Annotated in this window: 21 protein-coding genes; 12 read left to right on the forward strand and 9 right to left on the reverse strand. The window is 66.5% G+C overall.

Going from position 1 to position 25,049, the window contains the following annotated elements; genetic code table 11:
* The first annotated feature begins 72 nt into the window (after positions 1-72).
* On the forward strand, positions 73-1,389 hold the full coding sequence (locus IP92_RS24765) for an FAD-dependent oxidoreductase (RefSeq protein ID WP_145880334.1): 1,317 nt from the start codon (positions 73-75) through the stop codon (positions 1,387-1,389).
* Here the strand turns inward: IP92_RS24765 and IP92_RS24770 are convergent.
* From IP92_RS24770 to IP92_RS24790, 5 genes are all read right to left on the reverse strand, one after another.
* The gene (locus IP92_RS24770; protein ID WP_145880335.1) at positions 1,364-2,209 is read right to left on the reverse strand and encodes a type 1 glutamine amidotransferase domain-containing protein; all 846 of its coding nucleotides are present in this window, start codon (positions 2,207-2,209) and stop codon (positions 1,364-1,366) included. The genes IP92_RS24765 and IP92_RS24770 overlap by 26 nt on opposite strands.
* Before the next feature lie 163 nt (positions 2,210-2,372).
* Positions 2,373-2,834 carry a host attachment protein gene (locus tag IP92_RS30020; RefSeq protein WP_158206755.1) on the reverse strand — a complete coding sequence of 154 codons (462 nt, stop codon included), beginning with the start codon at positions 2,832-2,834 and terminating at the stop codon, positions 2,373-2,375.
* A 146-nt stretch (positions 2,835-2,980) separates the two neighbouring features.
* On the reverse strand, positions 2,981-3,568 hold the full coding sequence (locus tag IP92_RS24780) for a transglutaminase-like domain-containing protein (RefSeq protein ID WP_145880688.1): 588 nt from the start codon (positions 3,566-3,568) through the stop codon (positions 2,981-2,983).
* 11 nt (positions 3,569-3,579) lie between these two features.
* On the reverse strand, positions 3,580-3,777 hold the full coding sequence (locus IP92_RS24785) for a SlyX family protein (protein WP_145880337.1): 198 nt from the start codon (positions 3,775-3,777) through the stop codon (positions 3,580-3,582).
* A complete protein-coding gene (locus tag IP92_RS24790; RefSeq protein ID WP_145880338.1) occupies positions 3,774-5,846 on the reverse strand; it encodes a UvrD-helicase domain-containing protein in 2,073 nt (690 codons plus the stop codon). The genes IP92_RS24785 and IP92_RS24790 overlap by 4 nt, the downstream gene beginning before the upstream one ends.
* Positions 5,847-5,968: 122 nt before the next feature.
* Here IP92_RS24790 and IP92_RS24795 point away from each other — a divergent pair, with 122 nt between their 5' ends.
* On the forward strand, positions 5,969-6,454 hold the full coding sequence (locus IP92_RS24795; RefSeq protein WP_145880339.1) for an SRPBCC family protein: 486 nt from the start codon (positions 5,969-5,971) through the stop codon (positions 6,452-6,454).
* A 13-nt stretch (positions 6,455-6,467) separates the two neighbouring features.
* Here the strand turns inward: IP92_RS24795 and IP92_RS24800 are convergent, their stop codons facing one another.
* On the reverse strand, positions 6,468-7,580 hold the full coding sequence (locus IP92_RS24800; RefSeq protein WP_145880340.1) for an HD-GYP domain-containing protein: 1,113 nt from the start codon (positions 7,578-7,580) through the stop codon (positions 6,468-6,470).
* Positions 7,581-7,726: 146 nt separating this feature from the next.
* Positions 7,727-9,172, reverse strand: coding sequence for a dihydrolipoyl dehydrogenase (locus IP92_RS24805; protein ID WP_145880342.1), 1,446 nt, complete (start codon positions 9,170-9,172; stop codon positions 7,727-7,729).
* Positions 9,173-9,259: 87 nt separating this feature from the next.
* Here IP92_RS24805 and IP92_RS24810 point away from each other — a divergent pair, with 87 nt between their 5' ends.
* The 3 genes from IP92_RS24810 to IP92_RS24820 all read left to right on the forward strand — a co-directional run bounded on the left by IP92_RS24810 (position 9,260) and on the right by IP92_RS24820 (position 11,232).
* Complete coding sequence (locus IP92_RS24810) at positions 9,260-10,147, forward strand: ArgP/LysG family DNA-binding transcriptional regulator (protein ID WP_145880344.1); 888 nt, start codon at positions 9,260-9,262, stop codon at positions 10,145-10,147.
* A 93-nt stretch (positions 10,148-10,240) separates the two neighbouring features.
* Positions 10,241-10,771 carry an Xre family toxin-antitoxin system antitoxin gene (locus IP92_RS30615; RefSeq protein WP_229418959.1) on the forward strand — a complete coding sequence of 177 codons (531 nt, stop codon included), beginning with the start codon at positions 10,241-10,243 and terminating at the stop codon, positions 10,769-10,771.
* Positions 10,768-11,232: an RES family NAD+ phosphorylase gene (locus tag IP92_RS24820; protein WP_145880346.1), complete on the forward strand. Its 465-nt coding sequence runs from the start codon at positions 10,768-10,770 to the stop codon at positions 11,230-11,232. The genes IP92_RS30615 and IP92_RS24820 overlap by 4 nt, the downstream gene beginning before the upstream one ends.
* Positions 11,233-11,244: 12 nt before the next feature.
* Here IP92_RS24820 and IP92_RS24825 read toward each other — a convergent pair whose 3' ends face one another.
* Both IP92_RS24825 and hemE read right to left on the reverse strand, forming a co-directional pair.
* Complete coding sequence (locus IP92_RS24825; protein ID WP_145880348.1) at positions 11,245-13,266, reverse strand: primosomal protein N'; 2,022 nt, start codon at positions 13,264-13,266, stop codon at positions 11,245-11,247.
* Between the two features lie 601 nt (positions 13,267-13,867).
* Positions 13,868-14,947 (reverse strand): uroporphyrinogen decarboxylase, encoded by a 1,080-nt coding sequence (hemE, locus tag IP92_RS24830; protein ID WP_145880350.1) that lies wholly within the window; start codon positions 14,945-14,947, stop codon positions 13,868-13,870.
* A 73-nt stretch (positions 14,948-15,020) separates the two neighbouring features.
* On the opposite strand from hemE, the gene IP92_RS24835 reads away from it, so the two are divergent.
* The 7 genes from IP92_RS24835 (at position 15,021) to IP92_RS24865 (ending at position 25,013) form a co-directional block, all read left to right on the forward strand.
* Entirely contained in the window at positions 15,021-16,958 is a 1,938-nt protein-coding gene (locus tag IP92_RS24835) for a S9 family peptidase (protein ID WP_145880352.1), read from the forward strand.
* Positions 16,959-21,110, forward strand: a complete 4,152-nt coding sequence (locus IP92_RS24840; protein ID WP_145880354.1) for a DEAD/DEAH box helicase — start codon at positions 16,959-16,961, stop codon at positions 21,108-21,110. It begins immediately after the preceding gene.
* Between the two features lie 74 nt (positions 21,111-21,184).
* On the forward strand, positions 21,185-21,544 hold the full coding sequence (locus tag IP92_RS24845; protein WP_145880356.1) for a hypothetical protein: 360 nt from the start codon (positions 21,185-21,187) through the stop codon (positions 21,542-21,544).
* Between the two features lie 39 nt (positions 21,545-21,583).
* Positions 21,584-22,069 carry a hypothetical protein gene (locus IP92_RS24850; protein ID WP_145880357.1) on the forward strand — a complete coding sequence of 162 codons (486 nt, stop codon included), beginning with the start codon at positions 21,584-21,586 and terminating at the stop codon, positions 22,067-22,069.
* Positions 22,070-22,209: 140 nt separating this feature from the next.
* Positions 22,210-24,060 (forward strand): DUF885 domain-containing protein, encoded by a 1,851-nt coding sequence (locus IP92_RS24855; RefSeq protein ID WP_145880360.1) that lies wholly within the window; start codon positions 22,210-22,212, stop codon positions 24,058-24,060.
* A gap of 144 nt (positions 24,061-24,204) precedes the next feature.
* On the forward strand, positions 24,205-24,390 hold the full coding sequence (locus tag IP92_RS24860) for a hypothetical protein (protein ID WP_145880362.1): 186 nt from the start codon (positions 24,205-24,207) through the stop codon (positions 24,388-24,390).
* 17 nt (positions 24,391-24,407) lie between these two features.
* Positions 24,408-25,013 (forward strand): hypothetical protein, encoded by a 606-nt coding sequence (locus IP92_RS24865; protein ID WP_145880364.1) that lies wholly within the window; start codon positions 24,408-24,410, stop codon positions 25,011-25,013.
* Positions 25,014-25,049 lie beyond the last annotated feature (36 nt).

The following is a 25,049-nucleotide window of genomic DNA, read 5'->3' on the forward strand; positions in this document are numbered from 1 at the left end:
AATGCCTTGCGGAAACGTCACATGATACCCCGGTAGCGCCCGGACACAAACGCCGGGTGTTAGGATCGCGCCATGCCTGTCTCTTTCGCACCCTTCTACGACGCCATCGTCGTCGGTTCCGGCCCCGGCGGCGCCAGCGTCGCGCGCACGCTGGCGCAGGCCGGCGCGCGCGTGCTGATCCTCGAACGGGGCGGCGCCGCGCCGCTGACGGGCAAGCTGACGCAGATGACCGCGATGGCGGCCGTGCCCGGCAAGGGCGCGTTCTTCCACCGCGACGCTTCGCTGCTGGTGCGCGGCGTCACGGCCGGCGGCAGCTCGGCGATCAATTTCGCGACGGCCGCATCGCCACCAGCCGCACTGTTCGCGCGCCACGGCATCGACCTGGCGGAAGACGAGCGGGCCTTGCGTGCGGAACTGCCGCTCGGGCCGTTGCCCGACGAGCTGGTCGGCCCGATGGCGGCGCGCATCATGCAGGGCGCGCGCGACGCCGGCCTTGCCTGGCGCAAGCTGGACAAGATGATCCGCCCGCAAAGCTGCCGCACGGGTTGCTGGCGCTGCGTGTACGGTTGCCCGTTCGGCGCCAAGTGGACAGCGCGCGATTTCCTGGACGACGCGTGCCGGGCCGGCGGGCAACTGGTCGCCGATGCGCGCGTGGAGAAGGTAATTGTGGAAGGCGGCCAGGCGACAGGCGTCGAGGTGACGCATGACGGCGCGCTGCATACAGTGCGAGCACCCGTCGTCGTGCTGGCGGCGGGCGGCATCGGAACGCCGCGGCTGTTGCATGCTTCCGGCCTCGCGCCGCGGCAGGTGCCGCTCTTCACGGATCCTGTCATCGCGGTGATGGGCGAGGTGGACGGGATCGACGGCGGCGCCGAGGTGCCGATGGCCGCCGGCTGCGCCCTGCCGGACGAAGGCATTTCGTTTGCGGACCTGACGCTGCCGGGCCCGATGTACCAGGCGTTTGCCGCCCAGGTCGGGCGCATCGACCGCCTGCTGGCGCATCGGCGCACGCTGTCGATCATGGTCAAGATCGCCGACGAGATGGGCGGCGCCGTCGGCCCGCGCTGGGTGGACAAGACGCTGACGCCCGCCGATCGCACGCGCTTCGAGCGGGGCATCGGCATCGCCCGCGACATCCTGCATCACGCCGGCGCCACGCACGTGTTCAGCAGCTGGCATTTCGCCGCGCACCCGGGCGGTACCGCGGCGATCGGCAACGTGCTCGATGCGGATCTGCGCACGGCCACGCCCGGGCTGTATGTATGCGATGCGGCGGCGCTGCCTGGGCCGTGGGGCCTGCCGCCGACGTTGACCTTGCTGTGCCTGGGCCGCCGGCTGGGCCGGCACCTGGCCGGTGGGACGATCAGCGCGGCGCGGCCAGCCGCGTGAGCAGCAACTTGCCGACCTCCAGCGCCGATCCCGGGTTCTGACCGGTGATCAGTTCACGGTCCTGCACGACGTGGGAAGTCCACGGCTGCGCGTTGCTGCGATAGTCGGCGCCGGCCGCCTGCAGCGCCGTCTGCGGCGTCAGCTTCATCGTGCCGCCGTTTAGCAGCCCCTTCGCCTGCTCTTCCTCGGCATTGCTGATCACCGTCATCCGGTAACCCGCATAGATCCATTCGGGGCGCGTGACCGGCTTGCCCGCCTCCAGCCGCGCGACGAAGTCCGGCTGGCCGATGGTGGACAGCAGCGCGGCCGGGCCGTGGCACACCAGCGCCGTCGTCTTGCCGGCGGCGTGGAAGGCCTTCAGCAGACGGCCGGCCTGCGGGCTGCGGATCAGGTCCTGCATCGGTGCATGGCCACCCGGCACGTACACGGCGTCGTAACGGCCATACCCCTGCTGCTCGATGCGCGCGAGGCTGACGACGGGCGATGCCTCCGGCGCGGTCAGCGCCAGCTGCTCCATCAATGCGCGGTGCGCGGCCAGCGCGCCAGTGTCGCCGCCGAAGTACTGCGCGTCGAGCGAGGACTTGTCGACGGCCGGCGCGCGGCCTTCCGGCGTGGCGAAGGTGACGTGGTGGCCGGCGTCCAGCAGCATCTTCACGGGCACCATCAATTCGTTCAGGTAAAAGCCCGTCTCGTAGCGCTTGCCGTCCTTCAGGTCAAGGTGGTCCGCATCGGACAGCAGTACCAGTACGTTGGCGGCGTGCGCCGACGCGCCGGCGCACAGCAGGGTGGCGGCAAATGCGAGGGTGTGGAATGGTTTCATCGTGGCTCCTTGTGAAAGGCGCCACTGTAGGGCGTTCCGGCGCGGCAAAAAAGCCGTTCAGTGGAACAAGATTTTTGCCGCGACAGACAAGATGAAAGTGCGGATCAAGATGCGGACGAACATGCGGATGAACCGGCGCGGGCGCCGATTCATCATCGCCAGGTCAGGTCTGGTGCTGTTTCAGCTGCTCCAGCAAGTCGTGCGGCGACACGTGCGTGTAATCCTTGTTGAGCTCCTGCGTGATCGCGTTCGTCACCTGCTTGTCCAGCAGCTTGCGCAGCAGGCCAAGCATCTCGGGCCCGGCCGCCAGGATCAGCTTCTTGTAGCGGTTCTCGGCGTACGCCTGCAGCAGGTAGTCGCACACGCTGCGGGCAAACAGCTCGGCCTGGTGCTCGAGCGGCGTCTGGTTCGGCTCGTAGCCGCTTTGCGGCAGCGCGGCGCCCACGCTCTTGATGCTTTTACCGGCGGCCAATTGCCCCAGCTGGTCCGTGTCGATGTCGGAAACACGGCCGCGCTGGCTCGGGTTGACCAGGTCCTCCACTTCCAGCAATGCGCTGTTGGCTTCCTTCTGTGCGTAAATCCGGGCCCGGCCGTTATTGGCCGTGACGATCCAAGTTGCTTGCATAGCTCCTCCTGCAAAAAATGAATCACAGGTGAAAGCATGCCTGAAGCGGCCGTGCTCTGACCGCTCGTTTCGATTGGGAAAAAACACAGCATCCGTAGCTGGCCGCGCTGAGGTCGCGGATGGGAACCCAGGCGCGCCGCCCAGGCTCACCGGTTCAACGGTAACGGCAGCAACTCGATGTCGGGCAGATTGGCCGCGACCGCCTCGACGGTCGCGTAACGGCTCAGCGCATCGACCACCACGGCGAGCGGCTCGGCCCATATCTCCGGCAGATCGCGCTCTTCCTCGGCCAGCACGGGAAACGCCAGCCGTTCAACGGGTGGCGTGAAGCGCGCATCGACACCCGTCTTGTTGCCGCGCGCATCGATGCGATACCAGCCATGCCGCGGCAGCCAGACGGCGTTCAGCCCGTGCAGGCAGAACGGCGGACCCGCGGTGCCGACGGCCAGTCGCTGGTAACACAGCCCGGCCGGGATACCGTTGGCGCGCAACAGCGCCGTCAGCAGATGGCTCTTCGCGTAGCAGTAGCCGGTGCCGTGTTCCAGCACGTCGGACGCGCGGCACGTGACCGGGTTCTGCTGGAAGTCCCAGCTGTGGCGGATCGTATCGCGCACGAATTCGAAACACCGGCGGGCCGTATCTTCCACGTCGCTGCCGGCCAGCGCGGCGGCCTGTGCGCGCACGTGCGGGTGGTCGGCGTCGATCCACTGCGATGCGGCGAGATAGCGCTCCATGTCCTGCATGATCAGTAATGCGGCGGCCGCTCGTTGACAGGCGCCTGCACGGTGCGTGTGCGCAGGTGCTCGGCCAGCTGGGCGACCAATCCTTCGAGCCGGTCGATCTGCTTTTGCTGCTCGTAGATGCGCAGGTTCAGCGATTCGACGAGGTCTTCCTGGTGCGCCAGCTTGATTTCGATGTCGATGAAGCGGTCTTCGGTGTTCACGTGATTTCCTTCGGTTTCGAACTGGCCAGCAGTTCCTTCATGCGGGCCAGCCGCTCGCGCGGGCTCAGCACCTCGGTTTCCTTCGGCGGCGCGTCGCCCACGTCCAACTGCATCTCGGCGATGAAGCGCGAGACGTCGCAGTGGACCTGCTCGCCGGCCCGCTTGCGCTTCTTGCACCAGGTGAGCTGCAACGTGCGCTGGGCGCGCGTGATCCCCACGTACATCAACCGCCGCTCTTCCTCGATGCGCTGTGCCAGCGTCTCCACCGGCGCATCCGGGTCGCCCTTGTGCGGCAGAATACCCTCCTCGACGCCGACCAGGAACACGTGCGGATATTCGAGGCCCTTCGATGCGTGCAGCGTCGACATGCGCACGGCGTCCGGGTCTTCGTCCTTCCCCTCCAGCATCGACATCAGCGCGACCATCTGCGTCAGCTCCAGCACATTCTTCTCTTCGCCATCGCGCTCCTTGCCGCCGCGGCCGCGGTCCTTCAGCCAGCCGACGAAGTCGAGCACGTTCTGCCATTTGCTCTGCGCGGCGCGCTCCTCGAGCGTGTCGTACAGGTAGTGCTCGTAGTGGATCGCTTCCATCAGGTCATCCAGCACCTGCGCCGCGTTGTCGCCGCTGCCCGATGGGCCGGGACGGCTGGCGCGCGCTTCCAGGTCGTTGATGAAGTTGCAGAAGTCGCGCAGGGGCTTCAGCTGACGGTCGTTCAGCTTTGCTTCGATGCCGCCCTTGAACACTGCCTCGAACAGCGAGCATTGCCACTGGCCCGAGAACGCGCCCAGGATCTCCAGCGTGGACTGGCCGATGCCGCGGCGCGGCGTCGTCACCGCACGGATGAAGGCCGGATCGTCGTCCTGGTTCGCCAGCAGGCGCAGGTAGGCGATGATGTCCTTGATCTCTGCCTTGTCGAAGAAGCTCTGGCCGCCGGAAATCGTGTACGGGATGCGCTGGTTGCGCAGCGCCTGTTCGATGATGCGGGCCTGGTGGTTGCCGCGGTACAGGATCGCGTAATCGGACCACTTGTTCTTGCGTTCGAAGTGATCCGCCGAGATCATGATCGCCACCTGGTCCGCCTCCTGCTCGTCGTTGGCCATCGCATGCACCTTGATCGGCTCACCGAGGCCGTGCTCGGACCACAGCGATTTCTCGAACAGCTTCGGGTTGTTGCCGATGACGGCGTTGGCCGCCTGCAGGATGCGCGTCGTCGAGCGGTAGTTCTGCTCCAGCTTGATGAGCTTCAGGTTCGGGAAATCGACCTGCAGGTTGCGCAGGTTCTCGATGGTGGCGCCACGCCATGCGTAGATCGCCTGGTCGTCGTCGCCCACCGCCGTGAACATCGGCTTCTTGCCCAGGCCCGTCACCATCAGCTTCAGCAACTCGTACTGGCACGTGTTGGTGTCCTGGTATTCGTCGACGAGCAGGTAGCGCAGCCGGCGCTGCCACTTGTCGCGCACGGTCTCGTTGTCGCGGAACAGCTCCACCGGCAGGCGGATCAGGTCGTCGAAATCGACGGCCTGGTAGGCCGACAGCGTGGCCAAGTAGCTGGCGTAGATGCGCGCGGCCTGGGCTTCGTCCTCGTCCTTCGCGTTGCGCAGCGCCAGCTCGGGCGTCACGAGGCCGTTCTTCCACAGCGAGATGTCGTTCTGGATGCGGCGGATCAGCTGCTTGTCCGTCGTGATCGCGAGATCCTGCACGAGGGAGTAGCAATCGTCGCTGTCCATGATGGAGAAGCGGTCCTTCAGGCCCAGGTGGTTCGCTTCCTGGCGCAGGATCCTCACGCCCAGCGAGTGGAACGTCGACACGGTGAGGAGCTTGGCCTGCTTCGGCTGCTTGAGCAGCTTCGCGACCCGCTCCTGCATCTCGAGGGCGGCCTTGTTGGTGAAGGTCAGCGCGGCGATCGTGCGCGGGTCATAGCCGCGGTCCTCGATCATGTAGGTGATCTTTTGCGTGATGACGCGCGTCTTGCCCGATCCGGCGCCCGCGAGCACGAGGGCGGGACCGTCGAGATACAGCACGGCTTCGCTTTGCGGCCCGTTCAGGCCGAATTGGGGTGCGTTGGACATGTGGAGAAGGGATCAAGCAGGCAGAGCCAAGCATTGTAACCTCTCGGGCATTGATCTTTCAGCGGCCAGCGGCATATAGTGGCATTCGGTTCACGACTTTTTTGCCGTTCAGGCAACACCCTATGAAATTCGAACATCTCATTGAAATCAACGATCCGGGCAATCCGCTGATCGACAGCCTGACGCATGAGCAGGTGTGGCGCGGCCTCGTGCTGCGTGCCGAATCGCCGATGCTGTTCGTACCGCACCTGGACGAGTGCCATATCGGCGAGCGCAGCGGCAAAGGGTTCAAGCGCACGCAGCGCTACGGCGACCTGGTGATCGAGGATACCGTGGTGCTCGAATACCCGGACCGCATCCGCTACGAGGTGGCGGCGCAGGGTGAGATCAGCAAGTCGAGCCTGACGATGACGATCGAGCGGCACGGCGGTGAAAAGCACCTGTTCGTGCGCTTCGAGTACGAGGACGCGCACAACGCCCGCGAGGACGAGGAAAACGCGATGTTCGACGACTTCCGCAGGTCTGCCTACAAGGAATCCGATATCGACACGATCCGCGTGTTGCGCGAGCTGGCCCAGGAGGGGCGGCTGGATGCGTCGTTGAACTGACCTGAGGGGCGGCTTACGGCAGCGCCGACCTGCCCCACACCTGATCCATCCGGATCTGCGTATCGACCTGCTCGGCCGACAGCACGTCGCGGATCGCCGACAGATCGCCGCGCGTATCGCGCTGCAGGAATACTTCCAGCGGTGCGCCGCGCGGGCCGATGATCGACTGCACGTAGGGCGTCGTCGAGTTCAGGCCCTTGCGCGAGACGACGCCCACTTCGCCGTTCAGCAGTCGCACGTAAGTCCCCACCGGATAAATCCCCAGTTCCCGAATCAGCACGGCGCCCAGTTGCGCGTCCAGCGCATGGCGGGCTTCGAGCAGGATGTCGCGCAGCGCGGCATTCGGCAGCATCGGCTTGCGGAAAGGCCGGTCCGACACGCGCGCGCAGTAGCGGTCCGCCAGCGCGACCAGCTTGGCCGGCAGCGCGATCGCGTCGCCCGCCAGGCCGCGCGGATACCCGCTGCCGTCTTCGTTCTCGTGATGGGACAGCACGCATTCCAGCCAGATCGGATCCGCGATGCCGGCCTGGCGCAGCAGTGCCGTGCCGCGCTCGGGGTGCGCGCGCACCAGTGCCTTCTCGTCGTCCGACAACTGGCCCCGTTCGTCCTGGAGGCGCAGCATGCCGACGTTCATCGTCAGCGCCGCCAGCGTCATCGCCATCATTTCACCGGCCGGGCGCTTGACGGCGCGGCCGACGATCTGTGCCACCACGGCCGTGTCGACGCAGTGGCGCACCGCATAGGCGGCGGCTTGCTGGTTGTGCAGGATGCAGGCGGCAGCGACTTCGGGATTGGCGTCGACGGCCTGGATGACGAGCAGCGCCACCTGTTCCAGTTCCGCCTGCACGCTGCCGCCGCCGGCCGCGATGCGGTGCAGCAGCGGCTCCAGCTCGGCGACCGCGTGGTTCAGCAGCCGCAGCACGGATGGGGGCTCGGCGACCGGCACCGCGGCGGTGGTGACGGCCGGGTCGTCGATATAGCCGCGCTCGACGAGATTGTCGACCTGGACGTCGGACGAAGGCAGGAATCCCTTGCGGACGAGCAGCGCGCCGTTTTCGCCGAACACGTCCCAGGCCAGAAGTTCGCCGACGCGGATGTCGCCGTGGGTAATTCGCCGTATCGTCATGGGTGTCCCCGATTATTGCCTGCGAGTATCAATCTAAGGCGCGTACGGCAGCGCCTTCTTGCTAAGAGTCAAGAGTCTATAACAAAAAGGTAACGCTCCCATGGTCGACGATGGGAAAGCTCGTGGAACCGTTGTTTTTCCGTTCGTTACGTGCCGGGGGTGCAGTCGGGGCAAGGCGGCGGCGGTTCCGCGGGCGGATGCTTCAACCGCTCCGCCAGGTCGCGCAACGCGGTGCGCACCCCTTCCTCGATGACGGGATGGTAGAACGGCATGTCCAGCATCGCGGCCACGGTCAGCTTGGCCTGCACGGCCCAGGCCAGCAGGTGGCCCAGGTGTTCGGCGCGCGGGCCGATCATTTCCGCGCCCAGGAAGCGCCCGCTGCCGTACTCGCCATAGACGCGCAGCAGGCCGCGGTTCTGCAGCATCACGCGGCTGCGTCCCTGGTTCGCGAACGACACGCTGCCGACGGCGAAACGGCCGCCATGGCTTTGCCACAGCGCACGCCAGCCGGCACCGAGCGTGGCGATCTGCGGTTCGGTGAAGGCGATCGCCAGCAGCGTGCGGCGCAGGCCGGGCTGCACGTCCGGGTACAGTGCCGCATTGTGGCCGGCGATCTTGCCCTGGTCGGCCGCTTCCGGCAGCAGCGGCAGTTCGTCGTTGGCATCGCCGGCGATGAAGATCGGGCTGGTGCCGCACTGCATCGTGGTGCGGTCGTACAGCGGCACGCCGCGGCGGTCGCGCTCGATGCCGGCAAGGTCCAGCCGCAGCGCCTGCACGTTCGGCGCGCGGCCGATCGCCACCAGCACATGGTCGTAGCGGTCCTGGCGCTCGTTCCCCGCCGCGTCGCGCGTGGTCAGCACCAGTTGCTGGCCGTCCGCCGTCACGGACACGATCTGGGTCTCGAAGCGGATATCGAGTTCTTCCTGCAGCGTGCGGGCCGCGTCGGCCAGCACTTCCGGGTCGCCCAGCTGCGCCACGCTGGTGCCGCGCGCATACAGCGCCACGCGCACGCCCAGGCGATGCAGCGCCTGGCCCAGCTCCAGGCCGATGACACCGGTGCCGATGACGGCCACCGAATCGGGCAGGTCGGTCCACTCGAACACGGCATCGCTGTGGATCACGCGCGGGCCCGCCAGCGCCCATTCCTCGGGCACGATCGGCGTCGAGCCGGTGGCGATGACGATGCGCTCCGCATGCACCTCCGTGTGGTCGTCGACCAGTAGCCGGTTCGGCGCCGCGAAGCGCGCATAGCCGCGGATCTTGTCCTCTGGTGGCAGCTGCTCGACATTCTCGACCACGAAGCCCACGAACCGGTCCCGCTCGCGGCGCACGCGTTCCATTACCGCTTCGCCGTCGATCCGCACGGTACCGGCATGGACGCCGAAGCCGCTGGCCGCGTGCACGGCATGGGCTGCTTCGGCCGCCGAGATCAGCAGCTTGCTGGGCATGCAGCCGACGCGCGCGCAGGTGGTCCCGTATGGACCGCCTTCGATCATCACCGCATGCTTGCCGGCCGCGCGGGCGGCCCGATATGCCGACAGGCCGGCACTGCCGGCACCGATGATCGCTACGTCGCAACGGATCTGTTCCATGGAGTCTCCTTGATTCTTCCCGGCATGCTACACCAGGGCACGCACATCAGCATTGCTTATATTTTTCATTCCTTATAAGCTTGCCTTATGGAACAATTCGACTATCGCGCCCTGGCGGTGCTGGACGCCGTTGCCACCCACGGCAGCTTCGACAAGGCCGCCACGGCGCTGGGCATCAGCCAGAGCGCCGTCTCGCAACGCATCAAGACGCTGGAGGACAGCGTGGGCCGCCTGCTGATCGTGCGCGGCGTGCCGGCCACGCCGACGGGACTGGGCCAGCGCCTGATCAGCCACTACCGCAACGTGAAGCTGATGGAGGCGACGCTCGACATCGACCTGGGCAAACCGGTCAGCATGCCGGAGCTCTCCGTGGCCGTCGATGCCGCCAGCCTGGCGACGTGGTTCCCGCTGTGCCTGCCGCCATTGCTGATGCCGCCCCGCTGTCAGCTGGAAGTGCGCGCCGCGCCCCGGCAACAGGCGCTGCCGCTCGTGCGCGATGGCGCCGTGTTCGGTGCCATCGCCGAACCCGACGGCAGCGACGGGCGTGGCCCGACCGTGACGCCGTTGGGCGCGATGCGCTACGTGGCCGTCGCCACACCGCAGTTTGCGGCGCACTGGTTCGGCGACGGTTTCATGGCCCAGGCCGTGAAGCTTGCCCCGGCCGTCACGCACGACCACGAACTCACCGCCCGCTTCCTTGCCGAGCACCTGGCGCTGGGCGACACGTATCCCCATCACACGCTGCCGCTGTCGACGGCACTGAACGACTGCCTGTTCGGCGGCCTCGCCTGGGGCTTGCTGCCTTATCTGCAGGCGGCGCATGCGCTGGCCCAGGGCCAGCTGCTGGACCTGCTGCCGGGCGCGTACGTCGACGTGCCGCTGGCCTGGCATGCGTGGGAGCTGGAAACGCCGTTCACGCAGGCGCTGGCCGAGCAGGTCATCACCGTCGCGGGCAAATACCTGGTGCAACCCTAACGCCTGATCGTTTGACGCAGGTCATGCGGGTGAGGGATGGCGCTTGAGTTGATCTCGCGATTGAGACACATTGATGTCTCAAAGGAGAGGCCCATGGAAAAACCACGCAAGCGGCGCACCACTGGCAAGGCAGCGATCGTGCGCTACCCGGCCGCGCCACCCGTGCCGGCGCTGGCTGTCCGGGAGGCGGCCGTTCCCTACCGGTACGTCGACATCTACCTTGCGCCGCCGCAGGAACGCATTGAAGCGATCCGGGCCGGCGTGCCGGCACGGCGGGTGGATCGCCTTTCCGAACTGATGCAGGTGACGAAGGAAAGCCTGATCGGCACACTGGGCCTGTCCCGCGCGACGCTGAGCCGCAAGGCGCGGGCCGGCGAGAAGCTGGCGCGCGACGAATCGGAGCGCGTGCTCGGCATCGAGGCGCTGATCGGCCAGGTGCAGGCGATGATCGACGAGGCCGGCAACCCCGAGGGCTTCGATGCGCCACGCTGGATGGCGCGCTGGATCAACGCCCCGCTGCCCGCCCTGGGCGGCGCCACGCCAGCCAGCTACCTCGACACGGTCGAAGGCCAGAAGCTGATCGCACGCCTGCTGGCGATGATGCAGTCCGGGACCTACGCATGACCGCTGTGTGGCGGATCGGTATCGAGTCCCCGGGATATCGGGCGAACGACCTCAGCAGCATGGGTGCACGGCTCACCGGCGGGCGCTGGAACAGCGAGGGCGTGCCGATGGTCTACGCATCCGCCAGTATCGCGCTGGCGATGCTCGAGACCCTGGTGCACCTGGGCGGGGGCGACCTGCCATTCAACCGTTTCCTGGTGCGGATCGACATTCCTGAAGCGCAGTGGAACGCGCGCAGCATCCTCGAGGCGCCGGGCGGATGGGACGCGATCCCGGCCGGCATCACTAGCCGTACGGCCGGTGACATGTGGTGTGCCGGCGCCCGCTCGCTGCTGCTGGCGGTGCCTTCGGTGGTGGTACCGGAGGAGCACAACATCCTCATCAACCCGCGCCATGCGGATGCCCGCCTGCTGAACGCGACAACGGTGCGCCGGCTGGCGTACGACCCGCGCACCGGTTGAAGCCGGGCTGCCTCAGATATCGACCGGGTCGACTTCCAGCGACCACTTCACGCGCGTGCGCATGTCGCGCAGCCGCGCCATCCACTCCTTCAGGAATGCCTGCAACACGGGGCGCGACGGTGACTCGACGAGCAGTTGCGCGCGGTCGACGTTGTGCACGCGGGTCATGCTCATCGGGATCGGGTCGTTGATCGTGATGCCGTCGTGCGCGATGCAGTCGCGCGCCGCCAGCAGGAATTCCAGCGCCTTCGCCAACTCCGGCGCCTCGGCGCGCAGCATCGCCTGGAACAGGTAGGGCGGCAGGCCGGCCTGTTCGCGCTCGGCCAGCAGGGCGCCGGCGAAGCGGTCGTAGTCGTGGTTCACGCAGGCCGCGTACAGCGGGTGCTGCGGATAGCGCGTCTGCACCAATACTTCGCTGGCGCTGCCGCCATCGGTCTGCGCGGTGCGGCCCGCCCGCCCCGCCACCTGCATCAGCTGCGCGAACAGCCGTTCGCTGGCGCGGTAATCCTGCGAGAACAGCGCGGTGTCCGGGTTCAGGATGCCGACCAGGGTCAGCTTCTTGAAGTCGTGTCCCTTGGCGACCATCTGCGTGCCGATCAGGATGTCCACCTCGCCCCGGTGCACCGTGTCGAACGCTTCCTGCGCGCTGCCCTTCTTGCGGGTCGAGTCGGCATCGATGCGCAGGATGCGCGCCTCGGGGAACCACTCGCGCAGGTTTTCCTCGATGCGCTGGGTGCCGCGCCCCAGCGGTTGCAGGTCGACGTTGCCGCAGGTGGGGCAGTGGCGCGGGATGCGCATCTCCAGGCTGCAGTGGTGGCAGCGCAGCTTGAACTCGCCCTTGTGCAGCACCATGAACGCCGTGCAGCGCTTGCAGTCGCTGACCCAGCCGCACGATTCGCAGCAGATCACGGGGGCGTAGCCGCGCCGGTTCAGGAACAGCAGCGATTGTTCGCCGCGCTCCAGCCGCTGGCGCAGCGCGGCCTTCAGCTGCATCGTCACGCCGCCGTCCGGCCGGTCGTGTTCCATGTTCACCAGCTTCACGGCCGGCAGCGTGGCCTGCCGCACGGCCCGCTCGCGCAGTTCCAACTTGCGGTAGCGGCCCGATTGCGCGTGGTGCCACGTCTCCAGCGACGGCGTCGCCGAGCCCAGTACCACGGGGATCTTCAGCTGCCACGCGCGCCACACGGCCAGGTCGCGCGCCGAATAGCGCAAGCCTTCCTGCTGCTTGTACGACGGATCGTGTTCCTCGTCGATGACGATCAGCTTGAGCCGCGGCAGCGAAGCGAGGATGGCCAGGCGCGTGCCGAGCACGATGCGGGCCTTGCCCCGGTGCGCGGCGAGCCAGTGCAGCATGCGCTCGCCTTCGGACAGGCTGCTGTGCAGCGTCGCCAGCGTCACCCCCGGGAAGCGCGCGCGGATGTTGGCCTCCAGCTGGGGCGTCAGGTTGATTTCAGGGACGAGGATCAGGATCTGGCTGTCCGGTTCGCGCGCCAGCACCTGGGCGCAGGCCTGCAGGTACACTTCCGTCTTGCCGCTGCCCGTCACCCCATACAGCAGCATCGGCGCATACCCCTGCGCGCCGCCGATCGCATCGGCGGCCGCGCGCTGGCCTGCGTTCAGCGTCGGCATGCCGACCGGGGTGGGGTCGTGCGGCGCCTCCTCCTTCGCGAGCTTCTTGATCGCGCGGTCGAGCGCCACGGTCTTCGGCACGCGCAGGTTCTTCGGCAGGCCGGGCAGCGCCACTTCGCCCAGCGGGCGCTGATAGTAGTCGGCCGCGAAGCCGGCCAGCGCCAGCCACTCGTCCGACAGCGGTGCCAGCTGGCTGCGCACGGCCAGCGCGTCCTTCAGCTTTTCAGCAGGAACGTCGGTGTCGTCGACCACGGCAACGATGATGCCGACCACTTCGCGCGGGCCGAACGGCACCAGCACCAGCTGCCCCGGGAACGGGCGGGCCGCCGCGTCGCACGGCCAGCGGTAGTCGAACACCGCGTGCAGCGGCGTATCGAGCGCGACTCGAAGGATGCAATGGTCCATGGTCACCGGTGAGCTATCCACAAATTCTGGGGATAACTTTGTGGACATACGCACCGGAAACCCGCGTTGCCCCACCGACGCTGAGGTAGGGAAACATCCGATTTCACAATTTTTCCCCTTCAGAATCAATCACTTGCAAATCCCCTCCCAGAGCGGCACAGTCGAGAAATTTTTTAATCTTGCTGTGCATAAGTCGCTAGTGCTCACGAACTTGATTGAATAAGCCGGGACGTTTTATTGCCAGTTGGAACAGATGATTGTCTTGAGCTAGCTCAGCAATAATAGCGGCTCCCGTCCAGCTATTGCCTGCTTAAAACTCGTGCAATGCAGCAGAAAATTGGGAAAACCTGGGTAAGTAGCGGTTTACTAAGCGCTTTTAGCTTTTTTCCACAGTTTTTGTGGATAACTTTGTGGAGAATGACCCTACAAGATTTCCCTGATCCGGGGATAAGGTTTACTTATTGCAAAATACCGGCCCGGCCGTTCGAAAAAATAGGCTGGAAAATCAGCGACTTAGGTTTTGATGCCGGAACGCATTTTCCGAACCGCCTTTTCCTTTGGCGGCCGGAAAAAATGTGCATAAGTCGGGTTTGCCTGGCGCTCAGGAACGCTGGCGCAGGGCCCGGCTGTGGGTGTGCACGGCGTCGACCATCACGGCAACGGACTCCGGCGGCGTGAACTGCGAGATGCCATGGCCCAGGTTGAACACGTGGCCCGTATCGTGCGGACCATAGGCGTCGAGGACGCGGTGTACTTCGGCGCGAATCTGGTCCGGCTGCGCGAACAGGATCGCGGGATCGAGGTTGCCCTGCAATGCCACTTTGTCGCCGACGGCGGCGCGCACCTTGGCGAGATTGGCCGTCCAGTCCAGCCCGATCGCATCCGCGCCGATCGCGGCGATTTCCTCGGCCCAGTGAGCCCCGCCCTTCGTGAACACGATGGCGGGAATGCGCACACCGTCATGCTCGCGCTTGAGCTGCGCGACGACCTTCTGCATGTATTGCAGCGAGAACTGCTGGTAGGCGCCATCGGCCAGCGCGCCACCCCACGAGTCGAACACCATCACGGCCTGCGCGCCCGCTTCGATCTGGGCGTTCAGGTACTCGGCCACTGCGCGGGCATTGGTGTCCAGGATGTGGTGCATCAGGTCCGGGCGGCTGTACAGCATCTTCTTGATGGTGTGAAATTCGCGCGAGCCCTGTCCTTCGACCATGTAGCACGCCAGCGTCCACGGGCTGCCGGAAAAACCGATCAGCGGCACGCGGCCGTTCAGCGTGGTGCGGATCTGCGTCACCGCCTTGAACACATAGTCCAGCGAGCCCGGTTCCGGCAGGCGCAGGGCCTGCACGTCGGCTTCCGTTTTCAATGGCCGCTCGAACTTCGGTCCTTCGCCTTCGACGAAGTGCAGGCCCAGGCCCATCGCATCCGGCACCGTCAGGATGTCCGAGAACAGGATCGCCGCGTCCAGCGGATAGCGGTCGATCGGCTGCAGCGTCACCTCGGTGGCCAGGTCCGGGTTCGTCGCCAGGCCCATGAACGAACCGGCCTTCTCGCGCGTGGCACGGTACTCGGGCAGGTAACGGCCCGCCTGGCGCATCAGCCACACGGGGGTGTATTCGGTCGGCTGGCGCAGCAGCGCACGCAGGAAGGTGTCGTTCTGAAGCGGGGCGAATTGTGGCATGGAATGCAATCAAAAGCGGGACGAAAGAGGGTATTATCGCATCCCGCCGATCTTTTCGTCCGTCAAAAAGACCATGCAGAACAGCTCCCCCACTTGCTCTTTTGGTACCTGGCCTTCGCCGATCACCGCCGCCGTCGTCGCCGCCGGTGCAACCCCGTTAGCGTCGCTCGCGGTGGCCGGCCAGGACATCCTGTGGCTCGCCGGCCGCGCCAGCGAGGCAGGCCGCAACACCCTGCTGCGCCTGTCCGCCGGGGGCGTGGAGGAGCTCACCCCGGCACCGCTGAACGTGCGCACCCGCGTGCATGAATACGGCGGCGGCGCGTATGCCGTCGCGGGCGACACCGTGTACTTCTCGCATTTCGCGGACAACCGCCTGTACCGCAAGGAACGTGGCGCCGAGCCGATGCCGTTCACCGTGCCGGGCCGGCAGCGCTTTGCCGATTTCGTCGTCGACGCGGCGCGCGGCCGGCTGATCGCCGTGCGCGAGGCGCATCCGCAGGATCCGTCGTCGCATGCGCAGCCGGAGAATACACTGTGCGCCGTGGGCTTCGACGGCACCGAGACGGTGCTGGCGCAGGGCCACGATTTCTACTCGTCGCCGCGCTTGTCGCCGGACGGCTCGCGCCTCGCGTGGCTGACGTGGGATCATCCGCGCATGCCGTGGCAAGGCACCGAGCTGTGGGTCGCGCACGTGCAGGCCGACGGTACGCTGGCGCAGCCTGTGCTGGTAGCCGGCGGGCCGGACGAATCGATCTGTCAGCCGGAATGGTCGCCGGACGGGCTGCTGTATTTCGTGTCCGACCGCAGCGGCTGGTGGAACCTGTACCGCCAGGCGGACGGCATCGAGGCGCTCTGCCCCCTCGAAGCGGAATTCGCCACGCCGCACTGGACGTTCGGGAATGCGATGTACGGCTTTGCCTCCGCGACCGAGATCGTCTGCACGTACATCGACAAGGGCGTCAGCAAGCTGGCGCGCCTGGCCATCGGCAGCGCGGCGCTCGCGCCGATCGCCACTCCCTACGACGAGATCCGCGAGCTGCGTGTCGGCGCCGGCTTCGTCGCGCTGCTGGGCGGCAGCCCGACGATCGCCGCGGAGATCGCGCGCATCGACCTGGCCAGCGGTGCGGTGCAGGTGCTGGCGCGGTCGATCGACACGCTGCCGGACGTGGGTTACCTGTCCGTCCCGCGCAGCGTCAGCTACCCGAGCGCGCAGGGCCGCACCGCGCACGCGTTCTTCTACCCGCCATGCAACCGCGACGTGCAGGCGCCCGCCGGTGAAAAGCCGCCGGTGATCGTCATCAGCCACGGCGGCCCGACGGGCATGGCCGCCAGTACGCTGAAGCTGGCTACGCAGTTCTGGACCAGCCGCGGCTTCGGCGTGCTGGACGTGAACTATGGGGGCAGCACCGGGTTCGGCCGGGCGTACCGCGATGCGCTGAAAGGGCAATGGGGCGTCGTCGACGTGGAGGATTGCGTGGCCGGCGCGCGCTGGCTCGTCGAGCAGGGGCTCGCCGACGGCGACCGGCTGATCATCCGCGGCGGCAGCGCCGGCGGATTCACGACCTTGTGCGCGCTGGCGTTCCACGACGTGTTCAAGCTCGGCGCCAGCTATTACGGCGTGTCGGACCTGCAGGGCCTGGACGACGAATCGCACAAGTTCGAGTCGCACTACAACGAATACCTGATCGCGCCGCAGCCGCGCGCGCAGGCGCTGTACCTTGAGCGCTCGCCCAGCCACCATACGGACAAGCTGGCGTGCCCGATGATCTTCTTCCAGGGCCTGGACGACAAGGTGGTGCCGCCGGCGCAGTCGGAAGCGATGGTCGAGGCGCTGCGCCGCCGCGGCGTGCCCGTCGCCTACGTGCCGCTGGAAGGCGAGGGCCACGGCTTCCGCCAGGCGGCCAACATCGTCCGCACGCTCGAAGCGGAGCTGTACTTCTACCAGCGCATGTTCGGCCTGCACGATCGCGCCGCGCCGGCGCCCGTCCACATCGACAACCTCGACGACTGAATGGCCGATACGCTGCTTGCCGAATTCGATGCGCTGCCGCGCCCCGAGAAGCTGATCCTGGCGCTGCTGGCGCTGATGGGCGAACCGGTCGGGCGCACGGCGATCCTCGACGTCGTCGGCAAGGCCGGCGTCGCCGACGACGCGGGCCAGCCGCTGACGGTGCACACGCTGGACGATTGCATCGTGCACCTGGAGCGGCTGGCGTTCACGACGCTGGTCGTCGGCCGCGGCTACCTGTGCAACCCGAAACTGCGCTGGCCGGCGATCCGCGCGGCGATCGGCGCGCACATGCAGGACGATCTGTGCAGGGCCTACGAGGCGCTTTACCCGATGCGCCAGAACTGGAACGGCAAGTTCGAGCCGCGCAGCTACCGGCACGGCGTGGCGCGGCTGCGCATGGCGCTGCTGCGCGGCCGCCCACCGGAAGACGTGGTGCCGCTGCTGGCGGCATGCATGGCCTGTTACGAGGCGGCCCAGCTGCATCCCGTCGTCGACATTTTCACGAAGCCGTTCGAGCCGGCCATGCTGGTACTGGTACACCCGGCGATGCTGGACGACGTGCTGATGCTGCTGCTCCAGCACGCGCAACGCGAACCGGCGCTGGCGACGCCGGTACGGGGCAGCGCAGAACGCCACTTCACGCGGCGCGACGGCCAGGTCAGCCCGGCGCTGCGCCTGGCGCTGGCCGAGGACGCGATCCTGTGCGGCCGGCTGGAGGACGCCGCCCGCTTCCTGCAAGGCGAGCAGGGTGCGCTGGGGCTGTTCCTGACCAGCGTGGTCCAAGTGCTGCGTGGCGACGTGCCTGGCGCGCTGGCCGGCTTCGAGGCCGCGCTGAAGGCGATCCGCCGCGAATCGGGCAAGCGCAAGCACCTGTTGCAGGGCTTCGGCGGCCACCTGTATGTGCTGGCGCTGCTGCGCGCCGGCGATGCCAAGTCGCTGAAGGCGGCCGAAAGCTACCTGGACGCGGCAGTGCATGCCCAGCACAACCTGGATAGCGCGGTGTACAACCTGCTGTCGATGCTGCGCCAGATCCGCGCCGGCACGATGCAGGCGGACGTGCTGCTGACGCGCGCCTGGGAAACGCCGCTGCAGGCGCAGTTGTTCCAGGCGCTGGTGTACTGGTGGGCCGCGCTGCCGCAATTGAAACAACGCCGCGCCGAATTGCAGGACATGGTGCAGCAGGCCACTACCGCCGGCTACGGGCTGCTCGCGTCCCAGGCCGAAAGCCTGCTGGGGCACCTGGGCGACGAGGCGGCGGCCAGCCGTGCCGCGGCGCTGCGCGAGCGGCTTGGCCTGCCCGACATGGCCACGTGGTTCGACCGCCAGGAAGCGTGGCAGCGCCAGCTGACGGCGCTGATCAACCTGCACCAGCAAGCCCCGGTCGCGGCGGGCGAGACGCGGCTGGCATGGATGCTCCTGTGGAGCGAGCGTTCCGGTATCGCCGAAATGGAGCCGCGCGAACAGAAGCGCAATCCGAAGGGGCAGTGGACCAACGGCCGGACGCTTGCGTTGAAGCGGCTGTCCGAGGATGCCGCCCAGATGGATTACCTGACGCCACAGGACGTTCGCCTGAGTACCCACATCGCGCCATCGCGGCAGGCGTACTCGCCGGGCCTGCGCTATGACCTCGACATCCTGGCCGCCTTGCCCGACCTGGTCGGCCATCCGTTCGTGTACTGGTATGACGCACCGGAGACCCGCGTGGAAGTACTGGCCGGGGAACCGGAGCTGCTGGTGCAGGAGCGCAAGGGCGAGCTGCGGCTGTCGCTGCTGCCGACGATCGACTCATCGACGCCGGTGATCGTGCTGCGCGAGGCGCCGAACCGGCTGCGCGTGGTCACCGTCAACGACGAGCACCGACGCATCGCCGCGATCCTCGGCGACGGCCTGGCCGTGCCACTGCACGCGAAGGACGACGTGCTGAAGGCGATCGGCACGGTGGCCACCAGCGTCACGGTGCAGAGCGACATCGGCGGCGGCAGCGTCAATGCCAGCGCCGTCGATCCGGACGTGCGCCTGCACGTGCACCTGCTGCCTTACCAGCAGGGCTTGCGGATGCAGGTGCAGGTGCGGCCGCTGCCGGACGCGGGGCCGTACTACGCGCCGGGCGCGGGTGCCGAGACGGTGATCACGGACCTGGCAGGGCGCTCGGTGCAGGTGCGCCGCAACCTGGCCGGCGAGCGCGATGCCCTGCGCCAGCTGGTGCTGAAATGCCCGGTACTGGAAGAGGCGGAGTACGAACACGACGAGTGGCTGCTCGGCCAGCCCGCGTTGTGTCTGCAATTGCTGACCGAGCTGCAGGAGCTGGGTCCGGAGCGGGTGCTGATCGCCTGGCCGGACGGCGAGGCGTTCAAGGTCACGAAGTCCGTCCACACGAAGCAGCTGAAGCTGTCGATCAAGAGCAAGAAGGACTGGTTTGCCGCCAGCGGCCAATTGCAGATCGACGAAGAGCGCGTGATGGACCTGCGCCAGCTCTTGGACCTGATCCGCGCATCGAAGAGCCGCTTCATCGAGCTGCAGGACAAGCAGTTCCTCGCGCTGTCCGAGGAGCTGCACCGCCGCCTGGTGGAACTGGATGCGTACGGCGAAGACGACGACGCCGGCGTCAAGGTGCACCAGCTGGCCGCCTTCATGCTGGAAGAACTGGCCGGCGAGGTGGGCGGCCTGGAGGCGGACCGCATGTGGCGCGCGCACATCGACCGCATCGCCGCGCAGGCCGAATACCAGCCGCAGTTGCCGACGACCTTGCAGGCCGAGCTGCGCGACTACCAGCGCGACGGCTTCGAATGGCTGGCCCGCCTCGCGCACTGGGGCGTGGGCGCCTGCCTGGCCGACGACATGGGCCTGGGCAAGACGATCCAGGCGCTCGCGCTGATCCTGCTGCGCGCGCCGCAGGGGCCGACCCTCGTTGTCGCGCCCACGTCCGTATGCCTGAACTGGGCCAGCGAAGCGGCCCGCTTCGCGCCGACGCTGAACGTGAAGCTGTTCGGTGCGGGGGATCGCGCCGAGATGATCGACAACGCGGGCGCGTTCGACCTGGTGATCGTCAGCTACGGCCTGCTGCAGTTGGAATCGGAACGCTTCACGAAGCAGCGCTGGCACACGATCGTGCTGGACGAAGCGCAGGCGATCAAGAACGCGGCGACGAAGCGCTCGCAGGCTGTGATGGCGCTGCAAGGCCACTTCCGCATGGCGTGCACCGGCACGCCGCTGGAAAACCACCTGGGCGAGTTGTGGAACCTGTTCCGCTTCATCAATCCAGGCTTGCTGGGATCGCTGGAACAATTCAATCTGCGCTTTGCCGGCCCAATCGAGCGCCAGCAGGACCACAAGGCCGAAGTGGGCGCACGCAACCGGCTGCGCCGGCTGATCGGGCCGTTCATCCTGCGCCGCACCAAGGCCCAGGTGCTCACTGAACTGCCGGCCCGCACGGAGATCGTGCTGGAAGTGGACCTGTCGGCGGAAGAGACGGCGCTGTACGAATCGCTGCGCCGCGAAGCGCTCGACAAGCTGGCCGCGATCGACGCGCCAGTCGACCGCAAGTCGATGCAGATCCTGGCCGAGATCATGAAGCTGCGCCGCGCGTGCTGCAATCCGAACCTCGTTGCGCCGGACCTGAAGCTCGACAGCAGCAAGCTGACCGCGTTCGCCGAACTGCTGGCAGGCCTGCTGGCGAACCGCCACAAGGTACTTGTGTTCAGCCAGTTCGTCGATCACCTGGCGCTGATCCGCGCGCACCTGGACCGCAACGGCATCGCCTACCAGTACCTCGACGGCGCCACGCCGATGGCCGCACGCAAGCAGCGCGTCGATGCGTTCCAGGCGGGCGAAGGCGACGTTTTCCTGATCAGCCTGAAAGCGGGCGGTGTGGGCATCAACCTGACGGCGGCCGACTACGTGATCCACATGGACCCATGGTGGAACCCGGCCGTCGAAGACCAGGCATCGGACCGCGCCCACCGCATGGGACAGAAGCGGCCCGTGACGATCTACCGGCTGGTGGCGCGGCACACGATCGAGGAAGGCATCGTCGACCTGCACGCGCACAAGCGCGAACTGGCCGACAGCCTGCTCGATGGCAGCGAGATGGCTGCCCGGATGAAGGCCGAGGACATGCTGGCGATGCTGCAGGAAGGATTGCGGCGCTCCTGACCTTGCTCGCAGCTAACGGGGCGCTGCCGGCGCCGCCCTTTCGCTATGATGGTCCGAACGAAAAGGAGCACATCATGGCCGACACCCTGCTGCGTGTATTCGACAGTCTCACCGTCGCCGAACAGGCGCGCGAGGCGCTGATCGCCTCGGGCATCGCCGCTTCCGCGATCTCGATCAACGTCCACGAGGACGAAGCCGGTCCCGTCGAAGGCAACTTCGTCGTCGACCTCACCGAAAAACCCACGCCGTCGATGGGCAACCGGAACCGCCAGTCGGCGAACGGCGAAATGCGCACGCCGGTCCAGCGCAGTAACTGCCTGATGCAGGTGGAAGTGGAGGACGATCGCGACGGCACCCGCGCAGCGGGCGTCCTCGACCGTTTCGCCTGCCGCGACCATGCGGAACGGATGGACAGCCGCCAGGGCCCGGTCTGACACTTGGTGGAAACAGCCGTTCCATGCAATCATTGATGGATGGACAATTCACCGGAACTCAATGACACCGCCGCACACGGCACGCCGCTGTGCGGCAAGGCATGGACGGCCTACACGGGCTGCGTGCTGCTTGCCATCGTGATGGTGTTCGCGCTGCGCCTGGCATTCAATTACTCGGAGCTGGCCGCCGCCGGCGTGCTGGCCGCGGGGACGCTGCTGATCGGCTACCGCGTGCTCGTGATCCGCAGCGTGCAGCTGTATTACGACGACGTGGGCGTTTGGGTGTATTCCGGCATCCTGCCGTGGTCGCGCGGCGTGCGCGGCGTGAAATGGCGCGACATCGATGAAGCGACCTATGTGCAATCGTTCCGCAGCTGGCTGCTGCGCTCGTGGACGATCCGCATCGGCCACCGCTTCACGAAGGCCAGCGAAATCGTGTTGAACGACATGGCGCGGGGGCGCGAAGCCGTCGCGTTCGTCAACCAGCGCCACCAGCAACTGATCCGCGACGACCGGCTCGCCTAGAGGAAGGCTTTGATACGAAGGCTCGATACGAAGGCTTTGTACCGTCGTGTAACATCCTGGCCGCAGGCAGGCGGATTGATGATAATCTCGCACGCTGCAAAAACAGCGGCGTTTGCCGCCCGGTAAGAGAAGGCTACACGATGATCAAGACGAAAATTGCGCTGGCCGCGATGATGGCGGCACTGGCGTTCGCGCCGGCCGAGGCCGCGAAAAAACCGCAGAAGGCCAAGGCGACGAAGACGGCGCCAGCCAGGAAATCCGCGAAGACCAAATCCACCGCCAAGGCGGCGCCGGCCGCCGCGGCCAAGCCGGCCAGCAATGAATCCCGCGCCGATCGGGCGTTCGACACCCTGTCCAGTCAGTTCCTGACGGCGCTGTGGCGGATGGATCCGGAAACGGCGATCAGCGTCGGCAAGTACGACACGGCCGGCACGCTGACGGTACCCGACCTGGCGACGCGCCAGTTGCAGCTGGCCTTCATCGACGACTGGCTGGGACGCTTCAGCAAAATCGACACGCGCCAGCTGTCGCCGCGCCAGCGCACCGACATGGGCCTGCTCGTCAACAAGCTCAATTCCGACCGCTGGTACCTGACGACATTCCGCGAGTTCGAATGGAACCCGGCGGTGTACAACATCGCCAGCCCGATCGACTACATCCTGCACACGGAATACGCGGCGAAATCGCAGCGCCTGCGTACGCTGCTGCGCCGCATCGCCAACGTGCCGGCCTACTATGAAGCGGCGCGCGCCAACATCACGACGCCGACCCGCGAGCACACGCAACTGGCGATCGCCCAGGCCCCAGGCGTGATCGCGCTGCTGGACGAGCTGGACAAGGAAGCGCAGGCATCGAACCTGGCCGCCAACGAGAAAGGTCTGTTCGCGCAGCGCGTCGCCACGGCGAAAACGGCCATCGAAGCCTATGCGGCATGGCTGGGCGAACTGGACAAGCACCTGGCCGCCAGCGGCACGGCGCGCTCGTTCCGCATCGGCAAGGACCTGTACGAACAGAAGTTCGCCTTCGACATCCAGTCCGCCAGCACGGGCGAACAGACGTACCAGAAGGCACTGGCCGCGCGCGAGCAGCTGCTGGACAATATGGACCGAATCAGCGACGAGCTGTGGCCGAAGTACCTGGAAGGCACGGCCAAGCCGGCCGACCGCTATGCGAAGATCGGCATGGTGATCGACAAGCTCTCGGCCAACCACGTGCCGCGCGAGCAGTTCTTCACCGAGATCAAGGCCCAGATCCCGAAGCTGCAGCAATGGGTGACGAATAACGACCTGCTGACGCTGGATGCCGACAAGCCGCTGGTGGTGCGCGAGACGCCGGCCTACCAGCGCGGCGTGGCGGGTGCGAGCATCGAAGCGCCCGGCCCCTACCGGCCGCAGGACCGCACCTACTACAACGTGACGCCGCTCGATGGTGCCACGCCCGAACAGGCCGAGAGCAGCCTGCGCGAGTACAACCACTGGATCCTGCAGATCCTGAACATGCACGAGGCGATCCCCGGCCACTACGCGCAGCTGGTGTACGCGAACAAGTCGCCGTCGATCGTCAAATCGATCTTCGGCAATGGCGCGATGGTCGAAGGCTGGGCTGTCTACAGCGAGCGGATGATGCTCGAATCGGGCTACGACAACTCGCCCGAGATGTGGCTGATGTACTCGAAGTGGAACCTGCGCAGCGTGACGAACACGATCCTCGATTACAGCGTGCACGTGCTCGGCATGACGCGCGAGCAGGCGCTCGACCTGCTGACGCGCCAGGCTTTCCAGACGCAGCAGGAAGCAGCGGAAAAATGGCGCCGCGCCACGCTGACCTCGGTGCAGCTGACGTCATACTTCTCCGGCTACAGCGAAATCATGGAGCTGCGCGAACAGCAGCGCAACGCACTGGGCAGCCGCTTCTCGCTGAAGAAGTTCAACGAGCAATTCCTGGGCTATGGCAGCGCGCCGGTGAAGGTGATCCGGGAGTTGATGCAGTAACCCGGCGTGGATCAGAGCCAGCGCAACTACGTGATACTTTGCCTGGCTCAGCCTGCTTTGCAGCGCTTTTCCTCATGTAGAATCGGCTCCTGATGGCATAGCGGTTGGCGGCATCGTGCAACGTTAACGTTATCTGGAGCGATCATGAAAATGCAGAAACATTTCACGCTCGACGAAGTCCGGCGCGTGAACCATGAGCTGATTTCCGGCACCGTCTACAACACCGCCGGGCTGTCGCCCGCCGGCAGCCGCATTGTGCTGGAATCGAAGTTCAGCCGCGAGGAAATCAATCGCGCGTTTGCCGAAGCCATGCGGGTCGTCTTTGGCTGAGATGCCTGGGCGGCCCCATGGATTCCCAGCCAACCGCCGGGGCACCGGCCTCGGCGGCTGAGCCTGCACCGCCGGCGGCAGCGCGGGCCGCCCCAGCCGATTCCCCCTACAACTGGATTTACGATCAACTCGTCACCGACGTGAACGATGCCGTCGGCGCATTTGCCTACCTGCTCTACAAGCGCGAGAAGATCGAATTTGTCGAGGCGATCCGCTGCCAGCGGGGCCGCGAACCGACGATAGAGGAAATGCGGGCGTTTCATACGCAGACGTGCACGCAATCGCGCATCGAGTCCTACCGCAAGAACGCCGAGCTGCTTGTGCAGGCATTTCTCAGTGCAGCGTTGAAGACGCGCGTGACGCAATACGAAGTGGAGGTCAGGGAAAGCGTGCTCAGCAAAGGCCTGGATGCGATCGCCGCTGAAATCAGGGCGAAGAAGACGCTAGGCCAGTGGGCACGCGATATCCTCGGCAACCTGGGCTTGAACGTGCTGACGATCGTGGTTGTCGGCGCGCTGCTGGGGGGCTATCACGCGCTGAACAGGTTCAATACCAATGTCGAGAGGGTGGCGAACGTTCCCGCCCAGGAGCCGCCGGCCTTCCCGGCAACGGCTGCCCACTGAAGTCAGGTCTGGCGCTTCAGGTCTGGCGCTTCAGGC

The sequence above is a fragment of the Pseudoduganella flava genome (genome assembly GCF_007830495.1).
GTDB classification, from domain to species: Bacteria; Pseudomonadota; Gammaproteobacteria; order Burkholderiales; family Burkholderiaceae_D; genus Rugamonas; species Rugamonas flava.

Excerpts from the sequence above, each read along its gene's own strand:
- IP92_RS24820 (WP_145880346.1), top strand. The coding sequence starts at position 10,768 with ATGACCGCTGTGTGGCGGATCGGTATCGAGTCCCCGGGATATCGGGCG.
- IP92_RS24825 (WP_145880348.1), bottom strand. The coding sequence starts at position 13,266 with ATGGACCATTGCATCCTTCGAGTCGCGCTCGATACGCCGCTGCACGCG.
- IP92_RS24845 (WP_145880356.1), top strand. The coding sequence starts at position 21,185 with ATGGCCGACACCCTGCTGCGTGTATTCGACAGTCTCACCGTCGCCGAA.
- IP92_RS24800 (WP_145880340.1), bottom strand. The coding sequence starts at position 7,580 with ATGACGATACGGCGAATTACCCACGGCGACATCCGCGTCGGCGAACTT.
- IP92_RS24770 (WP_145880335.1), bottom strand. The coding sequence starts at position 2,209 with ATGAAACCATTCCACACCCTCGCATTTGCCGCCACCCTGCTGTGCGCC.
- IP92_RS24780 (WP_145880688.1), bottom strand. The coding sequence starts at position 3,568 with ATGGAGCGCTATCTCGCCGCATCGCAGTGGATCGACGCCGACCACCCG.
- IP92_RS24795 (WP_145880339.1), top strand. The coding sequence starts at position 5,969 with ATGAAATTCGAACATCTCATTGAAATCAACGATCCGGGCAATCCGCTG.
- IP92_RS24790 (WP_145880338.1), bottom strand. The coding sequence starts at position 5,846 with ATGTCCAACGCACCCCAATTCGGCCTGAACGGGCCGCAAAGCGAAGCC.
- IP92_RS24835 (WP_145880352.1), top strand. The coding sequence starts at position 15,021 with ATGCAGAACAGCTCCCCCACTTGCTCTTTTGGTACCTGGCCTTCGCCG.
- IP92_RS24810 (WP_145880344.1), top strand. The coding sequence starts at position 9,260 with ATGGAACAATTCGACTATCGCGCCCTGGCGGTGCTGGACGCCGTTGCC.
- IP92_RS24865 (WP_145880364.1), top strand. The coding sequence starts at position 24,408 with ATGGATTCCCAGCCAACCGCCGGGGCACCGGCCTCGGCGGCTGAGCCT.
- IP92_RS30020 (WP_158206755.1), bottom strand. The coding sequence starts at position 2,834 with ATGCAAGCAACTTGGATCGTCACGGCCAATAACGGCCGGGCCCGGATT.
- hemE (WP_145880350.1), bottom strand. The coding sequence starts at position 14,947 with ATGCCACAATTCGCCCCGCTTCAGAACGACACCTTCCTGCGTGCGCTG.
- IP92_RS24765 (WP_145880334.1), top strand. The coding sequence starts at position 73 with ATGCCTGTCTCTTTCGCACCCTTCTACGACGCCATCGTCGTCGGTTCC.
- IP92_RS24850 (WP_145880357.1), top strand. The coding sequence starts at position 21,584 with ATGGACAATTCACCGGAACTCAATGACACCGCCGCACACGGCACGCCG.
- IP92_RS24855 (WP_145880360.1), top strand. The coding sequence starts at position 22,210 with ATGATCAAGACGAAAATTGCGCTGGCCGCGATGATGGCGGCACTGGCG.
- IP92_RS24805 (WP_145880342.1), bottom strand. The coding sequence starts at position 9,172 with ATGGAACAGATCCGTTGCGACGTAGCGATCATCGGTGCCGGCAGTGCC.
- IP92_RS30615 (WP_229418959.1), top strand. The coding sequence starts at position 10,241 with ATGGAAAAACCACGCAAGCGGCGCACCACTGGCAAGGCAGCGATCGTG.
- IP92_RS24860 (WP_145880362.1), top strand. The coding sequence starts at position 24,205 with ATGAAAATGCAGAAACATTTCACGCTCGACGAAGTCCGGCGCGTGAAC.
- IP92_RS24840 (WP_145880354.1), top strand. The coding sequence starts at position 16,959 with ATGGCCGATACGCTGCTTGCCGAATTCGATGCGCTGCCGCGCCCCGAG.